Below are 19,437 nucleotides of genomic sequence, written 5' to 3'. Positions count from 1 at the left end.
CGGAAGAGTCGACTCGTGGAGAGCACCGTCATGCCCATCAGCATCAGTTCAGGCCATATACGCCGCCGTGCCGCGGTAGGGTTCCTCGCCCTCGCCGTGCTCCTGGTCCCCGCACCCGTCGCCTCGGCCGGAGAGGCCCGAGCAGTGCAATCCCGTTCGGGGGATGTCGCTCCGGTCATCCTGCTGGACGGGGCCAAGGGTGCCGAAGGCATCGCGGCCGCCGGCAGCACCAAATTCTTCGCCGGTGACCTGGTCACCGGGGACATCTACCGTGGGGACATCCGCAAGGACAAGGCGACCAAGTTTATCGATGCGCCCGACGGCAGGGTGGCCGTGGGCATGAAGGCGGACCGGCACAACGACCTGCTGTTCGTGGCCGGCGGCCCCACCGGGCAGGCCTACGTGTACGACACCGACACGGGCAAGACGGTCAGGACCTTCCAGCTGACCAAGAAGGAAGCCTTCATCAACGACGTGGCGCTCACCGACCACGGCGCCTGGTTCACCAACTCGCGGCAGGCTGAGCTGTACTTCATCCCGGTGGACGACGACGGTGACCTCGGCACCGTGCGCACGCTGACCCTGAAGGGCCCCGCGGCGGATACCAGCAAGCAGTTCAACCTCAACGGCATCGCCTACTCACGCGACGCCCGCCGTCTGGTGGTGGCCCACTCGGGCAACCAGGCGCTGTACACGGTCAGCCCGCGGACCGGCGCCAGCACCGAGATCACCGGTGTGAAGGTGCCCAACGTCGATGGCGTCCTGGTCAAGGGCGATACCGTCTGGGCCGTGCAGAACATGTCCAACCAGATCAGCCGGCTGCGGGTAAACTTCCACGAATCGACGGCAAAGCTGCGGGAGGTCATCACCAGCCCGGACTTCAACATCCCGACGACGGCCGCCCTCTTCGATGACACCCTCGCCGCCGTCAACGCCAAATTTGGCGTGCCGAACGCCAAGACCTTTGAAGTGATCACGGTAGACGCACGCACCAACGCCACCAGGTAGGCGGACCGATTAGGCCGGACCGATTAGGCCTGACCGATTGGGTCCGGCTGAGGAGGCGCCGGCGGCCAGGGAGCCGGACTAACGCTCAGGGAGACGAACGCAACAGGGCAGCAGGCGGCCTCCGGGGGAATGGCCGCGGCCGCCCCCGTTAAACTGGTAAGCGGACGCCAGCGCCGCCGTCGTCAGATCCAGACTGCAACGAAAGGCGCCATTCCCCCGTGAAGCTGCTGGCCGAGATGTTCACCCTTGCCCCGCCAAACAAGGATCATCACGTCGCCGTGCGGTGCGCCGTGGGGGTGTTCGTGCCGCTGATCACCCTGGTGCTGCTGGGCCGCCTGGACCTGGCGATTTTTGCCTCCTTCGGCGCATTCACGGGCATCTACGGCCGCGGGGAGCTGCACCGCAAGCGGTTCTTCATTCAGGTCCGGGCGGGTGCGCTCATGCTCCTGGTGATCCTCCTGGCCACGGTGACCGCCCGCGTCGTGCACGCGGGCGGACTGTCCCACGAGGCGGGCATCTGGCTGCAGGTTCTGGCCACCACCCTCGTGGCCGGCGGCTGCTCACTGGTGATCGCCCGGTGGCGGCACCGGCCGGCCGGCTCGCTGTTCCACATCTTCGCGTTCGCCGCGATCGCGTCCATCCCCAACCAGCCGCCGCTGTGGCAGTGCTTGCTGGTGTCCGTCGTGACCACGCTTTTCTGCCTGGCGGTGGGGCTGTCCTCCCGGGTACTGCGGAGCCACCGGACGCCGTGGGAGATGCCTCCGCCCGTCCGGCTTACCGCCGAGGAGAAGCGTGCGGCCCGGCTCGAGGCCGGGGGCTACCTGGTGGCCGCGGGGCTCGCAGGCACCCTCGCGACCCTCGTGGGCCAGCTGCTCGGCTTCGGGCACAACTACTGGGCCATGGTGGCGGCAGTCGTTCCGCTGGTGGGACGCACCACCCGGCACCGCATCGCCCGCGGCATCCAGAGGATCATCGGCACAGTGCTGGGCCTCATCCTGCTGGCGGGCATCCTGCTGCTGCAGCCCGTGCCATGGCAGACGGTCCTGGTGATCGCCGTCTGCCAGTTCGGCGCCGAGCTCTTCATTGCCCGGAACTACGTGCTGGCCCAGGTTTTCGTGACGCCGCTGGCACTGACCTCGACGCTGCTGGTCTCGCCTGCCGCGCCCGGCATCCTCCTCCGGGACCGGATCGTGGAGACGGTGATCGGCGCGGCAGTCGGAATCGGCGTGGTGCTGGCCCCCGCCGTGTGGTCCCGGCTTTCGCAGCGGACTTCGGCGGGAGTGCCGGCGCGGTAAGGCGGCTTCAGTCCCCGCGCACTCAGCCGCCGTTCATTCAGCCACCAGGAGCGCCTGGGGCGCGGCCTGCTTCATCCTGGTCTGCAGCCACCGGATCTCCAGCTCCGAATCGCCCTCACACTGCTCCACGACGCCCTGGAGGTCCTTGTCCCGGTCACCCTTGGCGGCCTGCCCCACCATCATCCAGGTGACGTCGATGTGGCTGACCAGCACGTACAGGTCCTGCAGGTCCAGCATCAAAGCCAGCGGACCGGAACGGACTTCCTTCACGCCGTTGGCCGTCAGCCGGTGCTCCTCCTCGCCCTCCACGTCTTCGCCGTAGCGATCGATGACAGGCTTCAATGCTTCCCGGTGCGCGTCGCACTTCTTGGCGAACGTCTGCAGGATGAAGTGTACGTCGGGTTCGTCGCCGTGGCCGTCCGCCACAACCCGGAACGACGACGCCAGCGTGGCTTCCGCCTCGTCCAGCAGGCCGATGTAGACAGGTAGTTTCATCGCCGGGCTCCTGTCGCGCGGCGGGATGCGGTGGTGTCCGGGGCCTTCGACGGGCCGTCGCCGCTCCGCAGCTTTTCCACCCGGACGGCCGCGTTCTTGAACAGTGGCTGCTTGGACACCGGGTCCCATTCGGTGACGGTGAGTTCGTTCGCGGCACGGTGCCGGCCGCCGTCGGACGTGTCCCAGTAGCCATAGTGGAACGGCGCGAAGACGGTGCCCGGCCGGATGTCCCCGACCCGCACCGGAACTTCCAGGCTGCCGCGGCGTGACGTCACCCGGGCGATGTCCCCCTCCTGGCAGCCGGCGCGTGCGGCGTCCTCCACGGACATCTCGATCCATGGCTCCGGTGCGGCGCCATTGAGGCGGCGGCTGCGGCCGGTCTTGGTCCGGGTGTGGAAGTGGTACGCCGTCCGGCCGGTGGTGTAGCGCAACGGGTAGTCGGCGTCGGGTTCCTCGTGCGGCGGCGTGTACTCGAGGGCCTTGAGCCAGGCCTTCCCGGGTTCGACGGTTGCCTTGTACTGGGTTTCGCCCGTGGTGGCGCCGGTGAGGAGGTCGTGCCCGAAGGACTCGCAGTGCTCGGGCGCGGTGGGGAATTCGGCGTCGGTGTACAGTCGCTCGGTGCCGCCGGGCTGCTCCGCGGTGCAGGGCCACTGGATGCCGCTGCCGCCGCGGAGCTTGTCGTAGCTGAGCCCCGTGTAGTCGCACGGCCGGCCGCGCGAGCATTCCTTCCAGGCCTCGAAGCCGTCCTCGGGGCCGGACCAGTCCAGCAGTGGCTGCCCGTCCCTGTCCGTAAAACCCATCCGGCGGGCATAGTCGAGGAAGACGTCGAGGTCGCTCCGTGCCTCGCCCGGCGGATCGACGGCCTTCTCGGACAGGTGGACGGTCCGGTCAACGTTGGTGAAGGTGCCGGTCTTCTCGCCCCACGCAGCGCAGGGGAGGACGACGTCGGCATACTGCGCTGTTTCGGTGAGGTAGATGTCCTGCACCACCAGGAACAGGCTGTCCTTGTCCAGGATGTGACGTATGCGTTCCAGCTGCGGCATGGACACGGCAGGGTTTGTGGCGGAAATCCACAGCAGGCCGATGGAGCCCTGCTCGACGTAGCGGAAGATCTGCAGGGCGTGGGTGGGCGGGGCCCAGTCCGGGATGATGCCCGGGTCAACGTTCCACAGCCGGGCCAGGTCCTCCACATGCTGCGGGTTCTCCCAGTTGCGGAAGCCCGGCAGGTCGCCGTCGGCCCCGCACTCCCTGTTGTTCTGGGCGGTGGGCTGGCCGTTCATCTGCAGCAGGCCGCAGCCGGGGCTGCCCAGCATGCCGCGGAGCAGATGCAGGTTGTTGACCTGGCACGCGGACGCCGTCGCGTGGGCCGACTGGTAGAAGCCCTGCAGGACCGTGGAAAGCACCCTGTCTTCAGTGCCGAAGATCTCCGCCGCGCGCCGCACGTCGGCGGCATCCACGCCGCATGTTTCGGCCACTTTCTCCGGGGTCCACGGCTCCACCACGCTGCGCAGTTGCTCCACGTTGGCAGTGTGCTCGGCGATGTAGGCCTCATCGATCCAGCCATTGGCGAAGAGCTCGCGGACCAGCCCGTTCATCAGCGCCAGATTGGTGCCCGGATGAACTGCCAGGTGCACGTCGGCGCGGCGGGCCACCTCGGTGTCGCGCGGGTCAACGCACACGAGCTTCGGCGGGTTGGGCCCGTCCAGCCGGTCCAGCACGCGCGACCACAGCACCGTCTGCGTCTCCGCCATGTTGTGGCCATACAGGAAGACGGCGCTGCACTCATCGACGTCGGCATAGCTGCCGGGCTGGCCGTCGGCGCCGAAGGATTCCTTCAGCGCCGCCGCAGCCGTGGCCGTGCAGAGCCGCGTGTTGCCGTCCATGTGCGGCGTGCCGATCCCGGCCTTGCCGAGGATGCCCAGCGCGTAATACTCCTCCAGGAACAGTTGCCCGCTGGTGTAGAAGCCGTGGCTGAGCGGGCCCTTGCTGGCCAGGAGTTCTTTGCTCCGCTCCACGATGCGGCCCATGGCGGTGTCCCAGTCCGTTTCCACCAGCCCGCCATCCACCCTGATCAGCGGGCGGGTCAGGCGGTCCCGGTGTGCTTCGCCCTGCCAGCTGCCGTAGAGGCCTTTCGGCCCGAGCCTGCCCCGGTTCACCCGGTCTGCCGCTCGGCCGCGGATCCCCACCATTTTCCCGTCCTTGACGGCGATGTCGCAGCCGCAGCCGTTGCTGCACAGGACGCAGGCCGACTGCACCCAGCGGTCCACGTCGCCGTCGGTCAGCCCCTCGGCCAGAACCTGGTCCACGCGCTCGGGCCACGCCTGGCCGCTTCCGTGGGGTGTCCGTTCGCCCCAGATGTCTGCGATCCGGTCCGTCATGGGGCCAGCCTCCAAGGATGGTAAGTGAACTTACTGTCCCTAGGTTACCCGCCGCCGTCGCCAGCGGAAGGGGCGATGCAATGTGCGCGTTTAGGAGCGCCCGACGCCGGACGGTTGGCCGGGTGCCGGGGCGATCGCGTGGGGGACGGCCACCAGGGCCAGCACTCCGAGCACCGCGGCGGCGGCGAAGACGTAGAAGCCCCACGGGTACGCGATGCCGGCGGCCACCAGGGTTCCGGTGACGGCCGGTCCCATGATGGCGCCGAGCCGTCCCACGCCCGCGGCAAAGCCGAGGGCTGTGCCGCGGAGCCGGGCCGGGAAGAGCTGGCTGACCCACGCGTAGACGAGGACCTGCGAGCTGAAGACGAACACGCCGGTCACGAACACGGCGGCGTTGAGCAGAAATTCGCTCTGGATCTTGATGCTGAGGACAGCGAGGAAGAGGGCGGACAAGCCGAACCAGAGGAGCACGATCTTCTTGGTGCCGTGCTTGTCGGCCAGGATGCCGGCCACGATCAGGCCCACCACGGCGCCCACGTTAAGCACCAGCAGCAGCACCAGGCCTGTGCTGACCGTGTACCCGGCGGCGGACATGAGCTGAGGCAGCCAGGTGTTCAGGCCGTACACCAGCAGGAGGCCCATGAATGACGCCACAGCAATACCCAGGGCAACCAGCGGATACGGCTTGCGGGTGAGGTCCCGGAAGCTGGCCCGCTCGCCGGCCTGGTCGGCAGCCAGCAGCGACGCCGGCGCGGCCTCGGGTTCAGCCGCCGGCACGGCGATGGGCCGGTGTGCCCGGGCGGCCCCGGCACGACGGGCTTCCGCTGGTTCACCTTTGGCGCCCCTGGTTTCGGTGCCCTGCTCGGCAAGGACCGGCGGCAGGGTCTCCGGCAGCCGGAACCACAGGAATGGCACCAGCGCGAACCCGGCAAGTCCCCCCACCACGAACATGATGCGCCAGTCCGGCACCACCAGGATGGCCAGGAAAGCGGTGGCCACGGCGCCCACGTGATAGCCGGTCATGGTCCTGGTGGTGGACTTTCCTGCCGTTCCGGCCCGGGCGTAGTCGTTCATATAGGCCAGTGCTGCCGGCAGGCAGGCGCCGAGCCCCACGCCTGCGAGGAGCCGGAAGATCCCGAACATGGCGACGTTGGGGGCAAAAACCACGGCGATGGTGAACAAGGAGAACCAGGCGACGCATGCAACCAGCAGGCGGCGGCGTCCAAAGCGGTCGGAGAGCGGTGCGATGAAGAGCGCTCCGATGCCCACACCCACCAGGGAGATGGTGGCAGCATAGGTCGCTCCCACGGCGTCGAAGCCAAGGTCCTGCGTCTTGATCAGGGTGGGAATGACGGTGCCCAGCACCACCAGGTCGAAACCGTCCAGCACCATGGCCAGCCAGCAAAGCCAGACGGGCCACTGGGAGCGGCGGGCAACAGAGAGCGTTGACATGGGAACCTCATCGTCCGGGTAGAAGCTTTTATGGAAGCGAAGGTGGTGCGGGGCTGCAGCTGCACCGGACCGGCAGTTCTTCCGGAAGCGGTGGGCCGCGAAGCGCTCGGGGCGGTGTGCCAGGGGCTCCTGTTGGCTCCGGGCTGCCGACATCACATTCGACATGAGATTTGTATCACCGCCGGGTGTAATCTGGGACAACCAAAACCATTCAATGGAAGCGTGGATGTGGTGGCCAATTCAGTTTCCGGGGATTCAGTGGTGGACCGTGTGGTGCGCGTCATCGCGGCGTTCCCGGCCGGCGTCACCGTCCTGCAGCTGTCCGAGCTCGCGGAGCGCGCGGACCTCCCCCTCACCACCGCCCACCGTCTGGTGCGGCAGCTGGCCACGCACGGACTCCTGGAAACCAGCCCCGGCGGCTCGGTGCGCCCGGGCCTGAGGCTGTGGGAGCTGGTGAACCGCAATTCGCCCACGCTGGCCTTGCGTCAGGCGGCCATGCCCTTCATGGAGGACATCCAGCATGTGCTGAACCAGAACGTGAATCTCGCGGTGCTTGACGGTTGGGAAGCGCTCTTTGTTGAGCGGCTGTCCCGCCGCGGATCCGTAGCCAACCGGGCCCAGGTCGCGGGCCGGATGGCAGTCCACGTCTCGTCGGCCGGACTGGCCCTGATGTCGCACCAGCCAAAGCACGTCCAGGCCGAGTACCTGGACCAGTTCGCGGACCCTGTCGGAAAAGTTGGCCGTGACGAAGTGCGCGCCTTGCTGGCCGAGGCCGCGAACCAGGGCTTCGCCGAACTGGCTGGCGTGATCGATCCCGACACCTGGGGTATTGCTGTTCCCGTGCTGGACGGCCAGAAGCGCGCGGTGGCAGCGATCGGCGTCGTGGTTCCGCTGCGGGAGATGCGCATGCAGGCGCTGGTACCGGCGCTTCAGACGGCGGCGCGCGGCATCGCCCGGCGGCTCAGCGAGGGTGCCGGATAAGCTCTCTCACCGCCGATGCTTCCATTCAGCGGAATGGCTGTAACGCCGACCACACTCTCCGGCGCACACTGTTAGCCAGCGACCACCTTCTGCCCGGACTCCCGGGCCACGCAACGGAGCGAGGAACACCATGGCACGACAGATCATCACCACCCAGGTGGCCATTCTGGGCGCCGGCCCTGCGGGACTCATGCTGTCCCACCTGCTGGCCAAGGCCGGAATTGAATCCACGGTGATCGAAATCCGCAGCCGCCAGGAAATTTCGGAGACAGTCCGCGCGGGCATCCTGGAGCACGGCACAGTGAACATGCTCGTCGACGGTGGTGTGTCCGACCGCGTGCTGCGGGAAGGCGACCGGCACGACGGCATCGAGCTGCGGTTCAACGGCGAAAGCCACCGCATCGACTTCAAGGAACTCGTGGGCGAGTCCGTCTGGCTCTACCCGCAGACCGACGTCTTCATGGACCTCGCCGCACGCCGGGAGGCCGACGGCGGGGACGTCCGCTACCGCGTCACCGAAACGACCATCCACGACATCGAGGACAAGCCCAAGGTCTGGTTCACGGATGCTGACGGCGTGGAGTACGAGCTCCAGGCCGACTTCATCACCGGTGCCGACGGCTCGCGCAGCCACTGCCGCTTCCAGATCCCCGAGGCGCACCGCAAGTGGTACTTCCACGAGTACCCGTTCGCGTGGTTCGGCATCCTTGCCGAGGCGCCGCGCAGTTCCGACGAGCTGATCTACGCCAACTCCGAGAACGGCTTTGCCCTCATCAGCCAGCGCACTGAAACCGTGCAGCGCATGTACTTCCAGTGCGACCCCAAGGAAAACGTGGCCGACTGGAACGATGAGCGGATCTGGGCGGAGTTCCGCAGCCGGGTCAACGGCAACGGCTTCGAGCTGAAGGAAGGCCCGGTCATCGACAAGATGGTCCTGCCGTTCCGCAGCTTCGTGCACACGCCCATGCGGCACGGGAAGCTGTTCCTCGCCGGCGACGCCGCGCACACCGTTCCGCCAACGGGCGCCAAGGGCCTGAACCTGGCGATCCACGACGTGAAGGTGCTGTTCGAGGGGCTGGACAGCTACTACAACAGCGGCTCCACGGCCCTCCTGGACTCATACAGCGACCGCGCCCTGGACCGCGTGTGGAAGGCCCAGCAGTTCTCCTACTGGATGACCACTATGCTGCACACCCCTGCCGATGCCGGCGACTTCGCCCGGGCCCGTCAGCTGGGCGAGCTGAACTCCGTGGTGTCCTCCCGGCACGGCCAGGCGTACCTTGCCGAGGCCTACACCGGCTGGCCGTCGGCCTAAGTCCCCGGCCGCCCGCGCTGGGGCGTCCCGCTCTCCCGGCGTCCCGCCCTCCCGGCGTCCCGCCGTCGGGCTTAACATCGGTCCATGGAAGCCATAACCATCATCGGCGGCGGCATTGCCGGCCTCGCGCTCGCGGCCGGCCTGGATCCGGAGCGCTTCGCCGTGACCATCCACGAGCAGCGGCCCGGTGTGCCGGCGGTGGAGACGTCGCTGGCCATGTGGCCGGAGGCCCAGGCGGCGCTGGCGGTCCTGGGGGTCCTGCCGCAGATCAGGGAGGCGGGCACGACCTTCGGCGGGATGGCCCTGCGTGACGCCACGGGCACAGCCCTGGTGGCACCCGAGGTCCGCGGGGTCCTGGGCGTCTCCCGGGTGGATCTCCTGCGGATCCTCGAAGCCGTCGTGCCCGCATCCGTGCGCCGCGCCGAGGGCAGGGTGGACGACATCCCCGCTACCGGACCGCTGGCGTCAGGCCTGCTGGTGGGGGCCGACGGCGTCCACAGCGTGGTGCGCCGCTCCTTCTGGGGCGCCAGGTCGCAGGCAAGGCTGACGCCGTACCTGGCGCTGCGCGGTGTCCTTCCGGTGCCCGTCCAGGCCGACGCCGGCGGGGAATACTGGGGACGGGGACAACTGTTCGGCATCACGCCCGCGTCCGGCGGGAGGACGTACTGGTATGCCTCATTCCGCTCAAGCCTGGGCCCGGCAGGCGTCGACGCGGCTGAAGCACTGAAGCAGGCCAAGGAGCGGTTCGCCGGAAGCGCGCCGGCCGTCCGGGCAGTGCTGGAGCAGGCCACGCCGGACGCCACGCTGGCGCAGCGGATCTGGACCACGCCCAACCTCGGCAGCTTTGTGCGGCCGGGCGCCGTCCTGGCGGGCGACGCTGCCCACGGCATGACGCCCAATCTTGGTCGCGGCGCGTGCGAGGCGCTCGTGGACGCCGTCACGCTGGCCGAACTCCTCAATACCCGGCCGCTGGAGGACGCGCTTAAGGCCTACAACCGGCAGCGCGCCCTCAAGACCCAGCTGCTGGGGCTGGCTTCCTCCGCCATGGCGGGCGTGGCCCTGGCCGAACGGGCACAGCCGCTGCGCGACGGGCTCCTCAGGCTGGCTTCCCGTTAGGGCCCTGGCGGCGCGCCCTGGCTTTCCCGAATCCCGGACGACGGCGGTTCGCTAGTCCTGCTGGAGCGTTTCAGTGAGGTGGTGCGTGGGGATGCGGTCGCGGTCGTAGGTGATTTCCGTGTAGCCGTGCGGCTCCGGCTTACCGGTGGCGCTGAGGTTCACGAACACGATCTCCTCAATGGTGAGGATGCTCTGCCGGGTGATCATGTTGCGTACCTCGGCGCGCATGGTCAGCGACGTGCGGCCAAAGCGCGTGGCTGTCAGGCCCATCTCAATCAGGTCGCCCTGGACCGCGGAGCTGACGAAGTTGATTTCGGAGATGTACTTGGTGACGGCGCGGCCGTTGCCCAGCTGGAGGATGGCGTAGATCGCGGCTTCCTCGTCGATCCATTTCAGCAGGCTGCCACCGAACAGCGTGCCGTTGGCGTTGAGGTCCTCAGGCCGCACCCACTTGCGGGTGCGGAACGTAATGTCTTTGGTTTCCATAGCGCGAGATTAGCCGACCGCGGCCCGCCCCACCTGAGTGTGACGGCAGCCGCTCAGGCCATGGCGGTGTGCGCTGCACTGTGGCAATCGATCCGCTTGGCGAAACAGTACGAGTGCTCGACGCCGACGTAGGGGCCGAAATTTGGAACGGGATCGAAGCCTGAGTTCGCGTAGAAGTTGCGGCCGTCAGTCTGTACCGAGCCGGCCTCCGCGGTGATCCGGGTAATCCCCCGGGCAAAGGCCTCCGCCTCGAGGGCTGCCAGGATGGAACTGGCCACGCCGGAGCCGCGGGTGTAGGGGAGAACGTAGAGGCGCTTGATCTCCGCCGTCTCGGCGTCGAGCAGCCGCAGGCCGCCGCAGCCCACCGGCTGGCCGGACCCCTTGTCGTAGGCCACGAGGAACACGGCCGTGTCGGCTTCGGACGGTTTGGGTCCGGGCTCATGGTCGGCACATCCGAAGCGGGCGTCCAGTTCAGCCTGCTGTGCCGCGCGGAGGTCGGCGCCAACCGGGTTGGACCAGCTGACTTTCCGGATGTTGAGCCGGGGGTTGGTCTGCATCTGAGCCTCGATTCGCCGAAGGGGTGATGCACATCAAGGCTAGAAGGGCGCCGTTACCGCGGTGTTTCCTGCCGGTAAGCGCCGTGGGAACACTTGGCGCCCGTCCAGCACTGATGGCAACGGGGTCCTAGCCCGTGGTCTTTTCCCATCGGGTCCTCGGCGGTGGGATCGGCCAGGGCGAGGCCGCCCACCGGGCTGGCGTCCCAGTGGATCAGGTTCCAGCCGCCCTCGGGTTCGCCTTCCAGCGCCACAATGCCGGTGTTGGCGAGGACGTGCCGAGCGGCGAATTCCATGTCGATGTTGTCCGCCCGGTGCCCTGCCCAGACGCGGATCGCGGCGCCGTGGCTCACCAGCGCGATTGCGCCGGCGTCGGCGGCTTCCGCGGCCACCTTGGCGATGGCCGCGTCATAGCGCTCGAAGAACTCGTGACCGTTGGGTCCGGCGGGCATCCGGCGGTCGAAATCACCGTCAGCCCAGGCGAAGACGGTGCTCATGTACCGCCGGTGGGACTCGTGGTCCGTCAGCTTCTCGAGGGCGCCCGCTTCGATCTCGTGGATGCCGTCCAGGATCTCCACATCGAGGCCGAGCTCCCGGCTCAGCGGTTTGGCAGTGATCTGGGTGCGAAGCAACGTGGAGGCGTACAGGGCGCTAATCGGCTCGTTCACCAGGGCACGCGGCAGGGCCTCCGCCTGGCGTTCGCCCAGCTCGGTGAGGCCGGGGCCCGGGTGGGCGGTGTCCAGCTGACCCAGCACGTTCCCGGGAGTTTCGCCGTGGCGGATGAGCAGCAGCCTCATGGTTTCGCCGTCCTTGTCATCGTCGGGAAGGTAGGCGGCACGAGCCGCCTAGGGCGGGATTGGCCGCTTCTTGCGGACGCCGCCGGAAACGGAAGCGGTGCCGGGCAGCAAAGCCCGGCACCGCCGTCGTACTTACTTGAGGTGGTCCACCAGCTGGTCCGCGATGCCGGTGTACTTGCCGGGTGTCAGGGCGAGCAGCCGCGCCTCGGCCTCTGCGGAGAGGCCCAGGCCCTGTACGAACTCCTGCATCCGGGCGGCGTCCACGCGCTGTCCGCGGGTGAGGTCCTTGAGCCGTTCGTACGGGTTCTCCATGCCTTCGACGCCGGCAATCGACTCCGCGCGCATCACCATCTGGATGGCTTCGCCCAGGACTTCCCAGTTCGTGTCGAGGTCCCCGGCCAGCACGTCTTCGGCCACGTCGAGCCGCTCCAGGCCCTTGGCCACATTGGAGATGGCCAACAGGGAGTGACCGAAGGCCACGCCGATGTTGCGCTGGCTGGAGGAGTCCGTGAGGTCACGCTGCCAGCGCGAGGTGACCAGAGTGGAGCCCAGCACGTCCAGGAGCCCGGAGGAGATCTCCAGGTTGGCCTCTGCGTTTTCGAAGCGGATTGGGTTTACCTTGTGCGGCATCGTGGAGGAACCGGTGGCACCTGCCACGGGAATCTGCGCGAAGTAGCCGATCGAGATGTAGCTCCAGATGTCCGTGCAGACGTTGTGCAGGATCCGGTTGAAGCGGGCGACGTCGGCGTACAGCTCGGCCTGCCAGTCGTGGCTTTCAATCTGGGTGGTCAGCGGGTTCCAGGTCAGTCCCAGCTTCTCCACGAACGACTTCGAGACCTGCTGCCAGTCCGCGCCCGGGACAGAGGCCACGTGGGCGGCGTACGTGCCAGTGGCGCCGTTGATCTTGCCGAGGTATTCGGTCCTGGCGATGCGCTCCAGCTGCCGGTTCAGGCGGTGCGCGATGACGGCGAGTTCCTTGCCCAGGGTGGTGGGCGTGGCGGGCTGGCCGTGCGTGCGGGACAGCATCGGAACGGCGCGGTTGTCCTCGGCCATCTTGCCGATCTGGGCCACGAGGGCCCGGGCAGCGGGCAGCCACACGTCCTCCACAGCACCCTTCACACCCAGGGCGTAGGACAGGTTGTTGATGTCCTCGGAGGTGCAGCCGAAGTGCACCATCGCGGTCAGGTTCTCGATCCCGATGGCGGGCAGGCGGCGGCCGATGTAGTACTCCACGGCCTTCACGTCGTGGACGGTGACGGCTTCGATTTCGGCCAGCTCGGCGACGGAGGAGGCATCGAATTCGGTGACGATGGCCCGCAGCTGCTGCTGCTGGTCCTCGGTCAGGGGGCCGGCGCCCGGGAGGACGTTGTCCCCGGTCAGGTGGATAAGCCACTCCACCTCGACGGCGACGCGGTCGCGGTTGAGGGCTGCCTCGGACAGGTAGTCAACGAGGGGTGCGACGGCGGACTTGTAGCGGCCGTCCAGCGGGCCAAGCGCGATTTCTTCCCCTGACGCGGCGAGGGCGAGGCGTCCGGAGGGCGTACGGGTGTCAGCTGTGGCGGCAGTTTCAGGCATGTCCTGATTCTTTCATGAAGTTCTGTGCGCGCTGAAGAACGGGATTCCGTGTGACTTCTCCTCCACAGCCCCCGCCCTCACGTACTTCTCCACATGGACGACGCCGGCCATTCTGTCGGCGGCGGACTGCACCTTAACGTCGTGGGCAGGAAGCGAGGAAGGGCCGGGCACCGGGCGCCGGCCCACAGGGGATGGGGGTATCCGGATGAGCGCCAGCATCACGGCGATGAGCGCCAGCGTCACGGCGGCCGACGCCGCGGCATGTTCGTCGCGCAGTTTCGAAGTCCAGCTGTTGGCCGGGCGGGTGGAGGCCTGCGCGGAACAGATCGAAGCCGTCCAAGCCAGGCTCTCGCAGCTCCAGCTCATGGACTGGCGGTCGCCTGCCGGGCAGGCATACCGGTCCAAGCTCCGGGTGCAGGCCATTGCCCTGGGCAGGGCGCGGGAAAAGGCGCTTGCTGCTGCCCTTGCCCTGCGCCGGCACTCCGTGCACGTCGCCGAGTCCGCCCTCCCTGCCGCCGGGGGCTACTGATGGCCGAAGCCGCGCCAGGCGGAGGCGGCGGGCAGCTCCGTCCCGCCGAACCGGCCTCCAACGGTGTCCTCTCCGTGCGAGGCGGAGTAGGCGGGATCTCCTTCCAGCTCGAGGAACTGGATACGGGGGCGCGGGAGCTGGATGTGCTCGCCCGGGACTTGGCGGCGGTGGAACTGGGCATCTACAGGGTCTGGGAGGCGTTGGGAGGCTACCAGCGGGATGACCCGTTCAGCGGCGCCGAGGCCCTGACCGCCGTCTGGGAAGGGCAGCGCTCCGTGGCGGCCGTGCGGGAGGAGCTGGAGCACCTGGCCGGCGGCGTGCGCACCTGCCAGCTCGAGTACAGCGCCGCCGAGGGCGCGAATCTTATTTGGACGCGGCTCCACCTGGACTCGCCGTGGTTGGCGGGGCGGCAGTTCTTCGACCTGGGTCTGTCCGGTGACGGGCGCCCGAACACGGCAACCACCGAGGCGATCGCCTCGAGCGACCCCGTGGCTGCCGGCGTCCTCCTTGCGGCGCTCCTGGGAGTGCGGCTGAGTCCCGTGGATGCCGCCGTGAAGATGGCACTGGTCGCCGGCATGACCGGCTCGAGTGTCCCAACCCTTGCCCGGATGCTGGTGGACCGCGTCCTGCCGGAACTCAGGCCGCGGCCGGTCAGGGCACTGAAGCAGGGCTCCGCAGACATTGACCTGGATGCCTCCCCGGCAGGCCTCCTCACCCGGGCAGGGGAGGTGGAAGACGCTGGCCCGGGCCAAATCGAGATCATCCAGACAACCAGCCGAGGACGCGACGCGTTCATCGTGATCATTCCCGGGACCCAGCCCGGCAATACCGGCGGCCCGAATCCCTTCGACGAGGCAGGCATCGGCGAATCGCTGGGGTACGGATCGGAGTACACGGCCGCAGCCATCCGGACGGCCCTGCGCCAGGCCGGGGCGGAAGCCGGGGACCAGGTGGTGGCCGTGGGCTACAGCCAGGGCGGAATCCATGCGATGAACCTGAGCCAGGACAAAGCGTTCCTTGCCGACTATGACCTCAAGTACGTGCTAACCGCGGGATCGCCGGTGGGTGCGATAACCCCGGAGCCTGGCGTCAGCAGCCTGCACCTGGAGCACCGGCAGGACTGGGTTCCCGGCAGCGAAGGCCTTCCCAACCCGGACACCAAGGACCGGGTGACGGTAACGCTGAACGGAGTGGTCAGGACGCCTACCGGTGAGGATGCCGGTCTCGGCCCCGGGCACAGGCTCTCCAATTACGAGGCCGGGGCCCGGGCAGTTTCCGCGAGCCCTGACCCTTCGCTGGTGGCGTCCACCGCCGCGCTTGCCGGAGTGGTGGGTGCGGGAGGAACGGCGAGGGCCACCCGCTTCCAGCTGGTCCGTGCGCCAAAGCCGCCCGCGCCCGCCCTGCAGCCGTCACCGCCTGGTCTGGGTAGGGTCATCCTTCCCGTCGGCGGGGGTGTCAGCGGTGGCGGGCGCCGGGGAGCCGGTCAGCCACCAGCGAAATGACGGTGATGATGATGGCGGCCAGCACGGCGGTCCAGAAGAACGAATCGATCGTAAAGTGCACGGGCGTGTAGCCGCTGATCCAGGAGGTGAGGTAGAGCATCGCGGCGTTGATCACGACCGTGAACAGCCCCAGCGTCAGGATGGTGATGGGCAGGGAGAGGAAGCTGACCACCGGCCGCACGAAGGCATTGACCAGGCCGAAAATCAGCCCGATGAACAGGTACGCCAGGACAATGCCGGCGGCATCGGTTCCCTGGTTCACCCCGGTCTTGGCTATGGCTTCCGTGGTGGCTGTGGTGGAGATATCCAGGCCGGGCAGAAGCCAGCTGGCGATCCACAGCGCCAGCCCATTAATGATCACGCGCATGATGAAAGACCGCATGCGCCCATGCTGTCACACCGCAAGGTCAGGCAGGCAGTCAGGGGCATAGGCTAGGTGGCATGACTTCATCAGAGACTATGGCGGGGGGCCTGAGGCCCCGACCGGTGGTTGACCGGCTGCCCCGCTACGCTGCCGGCAAGCCGCCCGTCGCCGTCGACGGCCTTGCAAGCTACAAACTGTCGTCCAACGAGAATCCGCTGCCGCCCATCCCGGCCGTGGTGGAGGCCATTGCCGCCCAGACCGACTTCAACCGCTACCCCGACCCGCTCAGCACCAAGCTGCGCACGGCGCTCGCCGGGTTCCTGGACGTCCCGGCCGAGGACATCGTCACCGGTGCGGGCAGCCTCGGCGCCCTCACCCAGTTGCTGAGTACGTTCGCCGGCCAGAATGACGACGGCAAACCGGACGAAGTGATCTACGCGTGGCGGTCCTTCGAGGCCTATCCCATCTGCGTCGGGCTGACCGGGGCAGAGAGCGTCGGGATCCCCGTGACGGCTGACGGACGCCATGACCTCGACGCCATGGCCGCAGCCGTGACTGCGCAAACACGGGTGATCCTGCTCTGCACACCGAACAACCCCACCGGCCCCATCCTGACCGCCGAGGAAACTGAGCGGTTCATCAGGTCCATGCCTTCGGACGTGGTGGTGGTCATCGACGAGGCCTACCAGGAGTTCGTCCGGGCAGAGGACGCCGTGGACGGCATCGAGATGTACCGAAAGTACCCCAATGTAGTGGTGCTCAGGACGTTTTCCAAGGCGCACGGCCTCGCCGGCCTCCGCGTCGGCTACAGCGTTTCCCAGCCCCAGCTCACCCAGCACCTGCGCGTCGCCGCCACCCCGTTCGCGGTCTCGCAGATCGCCGAACAAGCCGCGGTGGTGTCCCTGCAGAATTTTGACCAGGTTGTAGAAAGGGTACAAAGCCTGGTGGAGGAGCGGGACCGCGTGACAGCAGGTCTCCGGGACCTCGGCTGGTTCGTTCCGGACGCGCAGGGGAACTTTGTCTGGCTTGATCTGGGCGAGAACAGCGCGGAGTTTGCCCAGCTCGCCGGGGAACGGGCGCTGTCCGTGCGCGCCTTCGGCAACGAGGGCGTTCGGGTTAGCATCGGCGAAGTGGAAGCGAATACTCGCTTCCTGGAACTCTGTGCGGTGTACACAAAACCGCCACGCCGTTCCTAGCGCTTAACAAACAGCCGGCGCTACCTACGCCGGATAAAGTAAGGAACAGTAAGCCAAATATATATGCCTCGCCGGGAATGCATTCCCGGCGAGGCATATATCCCAGCGACATTGCAACGCATCCGGATGCGGCAGGCAAGGAGACGGTATGGGCGCAACACATCTGCCCTCCACCGAGTTCGATGGAACGGAACTGGACGACCAGCTCGAGGCGCAGGCCGAGGCTGCCTTAGGCGTGCCTCCAACTGAAATGGTCCAGCTTCTGGGCCCCGATGGCACGCTGGGCACGGACTCCGTGTTCTCCGAATACGCCGACCGTCTGGATGCGGAAAAGCTCCGGGGTTTCTATGCGGACATGGCGGCCATCCGTCGCTTTGACCAAGAAGCCACGGCCCTGCAACGGCAGGGCCAGCTGGCACTGTGGGTTCCGCTGACGGGCCAGGAGGCCGCCCAGATCGGATCCGGGCGGGCCAGCCAGCCGCAGGACTACATCTTCCCCACCTACCGCGAGCACGGCGTCGCCCTGACCCGCAACGTGGACCTGGCCGAACTGCTGAGGCAGTTCCGGGGAGTCTCCAACGGCGGCTGGAACCCCAAGGACACCAACTTCCACCTGTACACGCTGGTGCTGGCTGCGCAGACGCCGCACGCCGTCGGATATGCCATGGGCATCCAGCGCGACCAGCGGCTGGCAGAGGCTCAAGGTGTGGAAGGCTCAGCCGAACCGAAGGCCGCCGTCATGGTCTACTTCGGCGACGGCGCGAGCTCCGAGGGTGACGTCCACGAGTCCATGGTCTTTGCCTCCTCGTACAACGCCCCGGTGGTCTTCTTCTGCCAGAACAACCACTGGGCCATCTCCGTGCCCACCGCAGTGCAGACGCGCATCCCGCTCTCCAACCGCGCCAAGGGCTACGGCTTCCCGGGCATCCGCGTGGACGGCAACGACGTCATCGCTGTCCATGCCGTTACCGAATGGGCGCTCGAACACGCACGCCAGGGCAACGGCCCGGTCCTGATTGAGGCTTTCACCTACCGCGTGGGAGCCCACACAACAGCCGACGATCCCACGAAGTACCGCGAGTCCTCAGAAGAGGCCCTGTGGCGCGAAAAGGACCCGCTGGACCGCCTGGAGAAGTACCTTCGCGCGGAGGGTATGGCCGACGAAGCCTTCTTCGCCAAGGTTGCTGCCGAGGGCGACGAGCTCGCTGCCTACATCCGCAAGTCCACCTACGAGTCGGACGCCCCGGACATCAGGACGGCCTTTGCCAACACCTACGTCGAGGCACATCCGCTCGTGGCCGAGGAACTGGCGTGGTTCGAAGAGTACAGCGCGGGCTTTGCCGGCGAGGACGAGGGAGAAGGGGCAGGCCGCTGATGACCACCATGACCATTGCCAAGGCCATCAACGAAGGCCTGCGCGCCACGCTCAGCAACAACCCCAAGTCCCTCCTCATGGGCGAGGACATCGGCCCCCTCGGCGGCGTCTACCGCGTCACCGACGGCCTGATCAGCGAGTTCGGGCCCGACCGCGTGGTGGACACCCCGCTGGCAGAGTCCGGCATCATCGGCACCGCGATCGGCCTGGCGCTGCGCGGCTACCTGCCCGTTGCCGAAATCCAGTTCGACGGCTTCGTCTTTCCCGGCTTCAACCAGATCACCACCCAGCTCGCCAAAATGCACTCGCGCAGCAACGGCAATCTCACCGTGCCCGTGGTCATCCGCATCCCGTACGGCGGCGGCATCGGCTCCATCGAGCACCACTCGGAATCGCCGGAGGCGCTGTTCGCGCACACCCCTGGCCTGCGCATCATCACCCCGTCCAACCCCCACGACGCATACTGGATGATCCAGCAGGCCGTGAACTGCCAGGACCCGGTGATCGTCTTCGAACCGAAGCGCCGCTACTGGCTCAAGGGCGAGGTCGATACCGAATCGGCCGGCCCGGCTGAAGACCCGTTCAAGGCCCACGTGGTCCGGGAGGGAACCGACGCCACCGTGGTGGTGTACGGCCCGCTCGTCCCCGTGGCCCTCGCCGCCGCCAACGCCGCGGCCGAGGACGGCCGCAGCATTGAGGTGATCGACCTGCGCTCCATCTCGCCCATCGATTTCGACGCCATCGAGGCCTCCGTCAAGAAAACGGGCCGGCTGGTCGTGGCGCACGAGGCTCCCACCTTCGGCGGCATCGGCGGCGAAATTGCTGCCCGCATCAGCGAACGGGCCTTCCTGTCGCTGGAGGCGCCGGTCATCCGGGTGGGCGGCTTCCACATGCCCTACCCCGTGGCCAAGATCGAAGAAGACTACCTCCCGGACATCGACCGCATCCTTGAGGCGCTGGACCGCACCTTCGCGTACTAACGCCGTTGGGCGCCAACGCCTGCCGACTCTTTCGCCTAC

The 19,437-nt window shown here is 67.6% G+C and carries 18 protein-coding genes; 10 read left to right on the top strand and 8 right to left on the bottom strand.

The window, feature by feature from the left end; translation table 11 throughout:
- Nucleotides 1–15 precede the first annotated feature (15 nt).
- Together QFZ23_RS00585 and QFZ23_RS00580 are read left to right on the top strand one after the other, a co-directional pair.
- On the top strand, nt 16–1,008 hold the full coding sequence (locus QFZ23_RS00585) for a hypothetical protein (protein ID WP_306920036.1): 993 nt from the start codon (nt 16–18) through the stop codon (nt 1,006–1,008).
- 218 nt (nt 1,009–1,226) lie between these two features.
- Entirely contained in the window at nt 1,227–2,303 is a 1,077-nt protein-coding gene (locus tag QFZ23_RS00580; protein ID WP_306920035.1) for an FUSC family protein, read from the top strand.
- Between the two features lie 33 nt (nt 2,304–2,336).
- Here the strand turns inward: QFZ23_RS00580 and QFZ23_RS00575 are convergent, their stop codons facing one another.
- The 3 genes from QFZ23_RS00575 to QFZ23_RS00565 all read right to left on the bottom strand — a co-directional run bounded on the left by QFZ23_RS00575 (nt 2,337) and on the right by QFZ23_RS00565 (nt 6,628).
- The gene (locus QFZ23_RS00575; RefSeq protein WP_306920034.1) at nt 2,337–2,798 is read right to left on the bottom strand and encodes a hypothetical protein; all 462 of its coding nucleotides are present in this window, start codon (nt 2,796–2,798) and stop codon (nt 2,337–2,339) included.
- Nucleotides 2,795–5,176 (bottom strand): molybdopterin oxidoreductase family protein, encoded by a 2,382-nt coding sequence (locus QFZ23_RS00570; RefSeq protein ID WP_306920033.1) that lies wholly within the window; start codon nt 5,174–5,176, stop codon nt 2,795–2,797. Before QFZ23_RS00570 ends, QFZ23_RS00575 begins: the two co-directional genes overlap by 4 nt.
- A gap of 90 nt (nt 5,177–5,266) precedes the next feature.
- On the bottom strand, nt 5,267–6,628 hold the full coding sequence (locus QFZ23_RS00565) for an MFS transporter (protein WP_306926584.1): 1,362 nt from the start codon (nt 6,626–6,628) through the stop codon (nt 5,267–5,269).
- 231 nt (nt 6,629–6,859) lie between these two features.
- On the opposite strand from QFZ23_RS00565, the gene QFZ23_RS00560 reads away from it, so the two are divergent.
- The 3 genes from QFZ23_RS00560 to QFZ23_RS00550 all read left to right on the top strand — a co-directional run bounded on the left by QFZ23_RS00560 (nt 6,860) and on the right by QFZ23_RS00550 (nt 10,040).
- Nucleotides 6,860–7,609, top strand: coding sequence for an IclR family transcriptional regulator (locus tag QFZ23_RS00560; RefSeq protein WP_306920032.1), 750 nt, complete (start codon nt 6,860–6,862; stop codon nt 7,607–7,609).
- A gap of 130 nt (nt 7,610–7,739) precedes the next feature.
- A complete protein-coding gene (locus QFZ23_RS00555; protein WP_306920031.1) occupies nt 7,740–8,924 on the top strand; it encodes a 4-hydroxybenzoate 3-monooxygenase in 1,185 nt (394 codons plus the stop codon).
- A gap of 84 nt (nt 8,925–9,008) precedes the next feature.
- On the top strand, nt 9,009–10,040 hold the full coding sequence (locus QFZ23_RS00550) for an FAD-dependent monooxygenase (protein WP_306920030.1): 1,032 nt from the start codon (nt 9,009–9,011) through the stop codon (nt 10,038–10,040).
- A 51-nt stretch (nt 10,041–10,091) separates the two neighbouring features.
- Here the strand turns inward: QFZ23_RS00550 and QFZ23_RS00545 are convergent, their stop codons facing one another.
- From QFZ23_RS00545 to purB, 4 genes are all read right to left on the bottom strand, one after another.
- Entirely contained in the window at nt 10,092–10,526 is a 435-nt protein-coding gene (locus QFZ23_RS00545) for an acyl-CoA thioesterase (RefSeq protein WP_306920029.1), read from the bottom strand.
- A gap of 53 nt (nt 10,527–10,579) precedes the next feature.
- Complete coding sequence (locus QFZ23_RS00540; RefSeq protein WP_306920028.1) at nt 10,580–11,083, bottom strand: GNAT family N-acetyltransferase; 504 nt, start codon at nt 11,081–11,083, stop codon at nt 10,580–10,582.
- Nucleotides 11,084–11,136: 53 nt separating this feature from the next.
- Nucleotides 11,137–11,877, bottom strand: a complete 741-nt coding sequence (locus QFZ23_RS00535; protein ID WP_306920027.1) for a histidine phosphatase family protein — start codon at nt 11,875–11,877, stop codon at nt 11,137–11,139.
- 132 nt (nt 11,878–12,009) lie between these two features.
- On the bottom strand, nt 12,010–13,452 hold the full coding sequence (gene purB / locus QFZ23_RS00530) for an adenylosuccinate lyase (protein WP_306920026.1): 1,443 nt from the start codon (nt 13,450–13,452) through the stop codon (nt 12,010–12,012).
- 205 nt (nt 13,453–13,657) lie between these two features.
- Between purB and QFZ23_RS00525 the strand changes: the two genes are divergently transcribed.
- The gene (locus QFZ23_RS00525; protein WP_306920025.1) at nt 13,658–13,981 is read left to right on the top strand and encodes a hypothetical protein; all 324 of its coding nucleotides are present in this window, start codon (nt 13,658–13,660) and stop codon (nt 13,979–13,981) included.
- Nucleotides 13,981–15,483 (top strand): PE-PPE domain-containing protein, encoded by a 1,503-nt coding sequence (locus tag QFZ23_RS00520; protein ID WP_306920024.1) that lies wholly within the window; start codon nt 13,981–13,983, stop codon nt 15,481–15,483. The genes QFZ23_RS00525 and QFZ23_RS00520 overlap by 1 nt, the downstream gene beginning before the upstream one ends.
- On the opposite strand, the gene QFZ23_RS00515 is transcribed toward QFZ23_RS00520, so the two are convergent.
- The gene (locus QFZ23_RS00515) at nt 15,437–15,865 is read right to left on the bottom strand and encodes a phage holin family protein (protein ID WP_306920023.1); all 429 of its coding nucleotides are present in this window, start codon (nt 15,863–15,865) and stop codon (nt 15,437–15,439) included. The genes QFZ23_RS00520 and QFZ23_RS00515 overlap by 47 nt on opposite strands.
- A 59-nt stretch (nt 15,866–15,924) precedes the next feature.
- Between QFZ23_RS00515 and QFZ23_RS00510 the strand changes: the two genes are divergently transcribed.
- The 3 genes from QFZ23_RS00510 to QFZ23_RS00500 all read left to right on the top strand — a co-directional run bounded on the left by QFZ23_RS00510 (nt 15,925) and on the right by QFZ23_RS00500 (nt 19,398).
- A complete protein-coding gene (locus QFZ23_RS00510) occupies nt 15,925–17,043 on the top strand; it encodes a histidinol-phosphate transaminase (protein WP_306920022.1) in 1,119 nt (372 codons plus the stop codon).
- Between the two features lie 148 nt (nt 17,044–17,191).
- Nucleotides 17,192–18,418 (top strand): pyruvate dehydrogenase (acetyl-transferring) E1 component subunit alpha, encoded by a 1,227-nt coding sequence (pdhA, locus tag QFZ23_RS00505; RefSeq protein ID WP_306920021.1) that lies wholly within the window; start codon nt 17,192–17,194, stop codon nt 18,416–18,418.
- On the top strand, nt 18,418–19,398 hold the full coding sequence (locus tag QFZ23_RS00500; protein ID WP_306920020.1) for an alpha-ketoacid dehydrogenase subunit beta: 981 nt from the start codon (nt 18,418–18,420) through the stop codon (nt 19,396–19,398). The genes pdhA and QFZ23_RS00500 overlap by 1 nt, the downstream gene beginning before the upstream one ends.
- Nucleotides 19,399–19,437: the final 39 nt, after the last annotated feature.

The organism is Arthrobacter globiformis (assembly GCF_030818015.1).
GTDB classification, from domain to species: Bacteria; Actinomycetota; Actinomycetes; order Actinomycetales; family Micrococcaceae; genus Arthrobacter; species Arthrobacter globiformis_C.
This window is presented reverse-complemented; position numbering and strand designations above follow the sequence as displayed.

Bases quoted from the DNA above. Each gene is read 5' to 3' on its own strand.
- QFZ23_RS00565 (WP_306926584.1), bottom strand. From the start codon at position 6,628: ATGTCAACGCTCTCTGTTGCCCGCCGCTCCCAGTGGCCCGTCTGGCTT.
- QFZ23_RS00535 (WP_306920027.1), bottom strand. From the start codon at position 11,877: ATGAGGCTGCTGCTCATCCGCCACGGCGAAACTCCCGGGAACGTGCTG.
- pdhA (WP_306920021.1), top strand. From the start codon at position 17,192: ATGGGCGCAACACATCTGCCCTCCACCGAGTTCGATGGAACGGAACTG.
- QFZ23_RS00520 (WP_306920024.1), top strand. From the start codon at position 13,981: ATGGCCGAAGCCGCGCCAGGCGGAGGCGGCGGGCAGCTCCGTCCCGCC.
- QFZ23_RS00570 (WP_306920033.1), bottom strand. From the start codon at position 5,176: ATGACGGACCGGATCGCAGACATCTGGGGCGAACGGACACCCCACGGA.
- QFZ23_RS00515 (WP_306920023.1), bottom strand. From the start codon at position 15,865: ATGCGGTCTTTCATCATGCGCGTGATCATTAATGGGCTGGCGCTGTGG.
- QFZ23_RS00540 (WP_306920028.1), bottom strand. From the start codon at position 11,083: ATGCAGACCAACCCCCGGCTCAACATCCGGAAAGTCAGCTGGTCCAAC.
- purB (WP_306920026.1), bottom strand. From the start codon at position 13,452: ATGCCTGAAACTGCCGCCACAGCTGACACCCGTACGCCCTCCGGACGC.
- QFZ23_RS00555 (WP_306920031.1), top strand. From the start codon at position 7,740: ATGGCACGACAGATCATCACCACCCAGGTGGCCATTCTGGGCGCCGGC.
- QFZ23_RS00575 (WP_306920034.1), bottom strand. From the start codon at position 2,798: ATGAAACTACCTGTCTACATCGGCCTGCTGGACGAGGCGGAAGCCACG.
- QFZ23_RS00525 (WP_306920025.1), top strand. From the start codon at position 13,658: ATGAGCGCCAGCATCACGGCGATGAGCGCCAGCGTCACGGCGGCCGAC.
- QFZ23_RS00550 (WP_306920030.1), top strand. From the start codon at position 9,009: ATGGAAGCCATAACCATCATCGGCGGCGGCATTGCCGGCCTCGCGCTC.
- QFZ23_RS00545 (WP_306920029.1), bottom strand. From the start codon at position 10,526: ATGGAAACCAAAGACATTACGTTCCGCACCCGCAAGTGGGTGCGGCCT.
- QFZ23_RS00500 (WP_306920020.1), top strand. From the start codon at position 18,418: ATGACCACCATGACCATTGCCAAGGCCATCAACGAAGGCCTGCGCGCC.
- QFZ23_RS00510 (WP_306920022.1), top strand. From the start codon at position 15,925: ATGACTTCATCAGAGACTATGGCGGGGGGCCTGAGGCCCCGACCGGTG.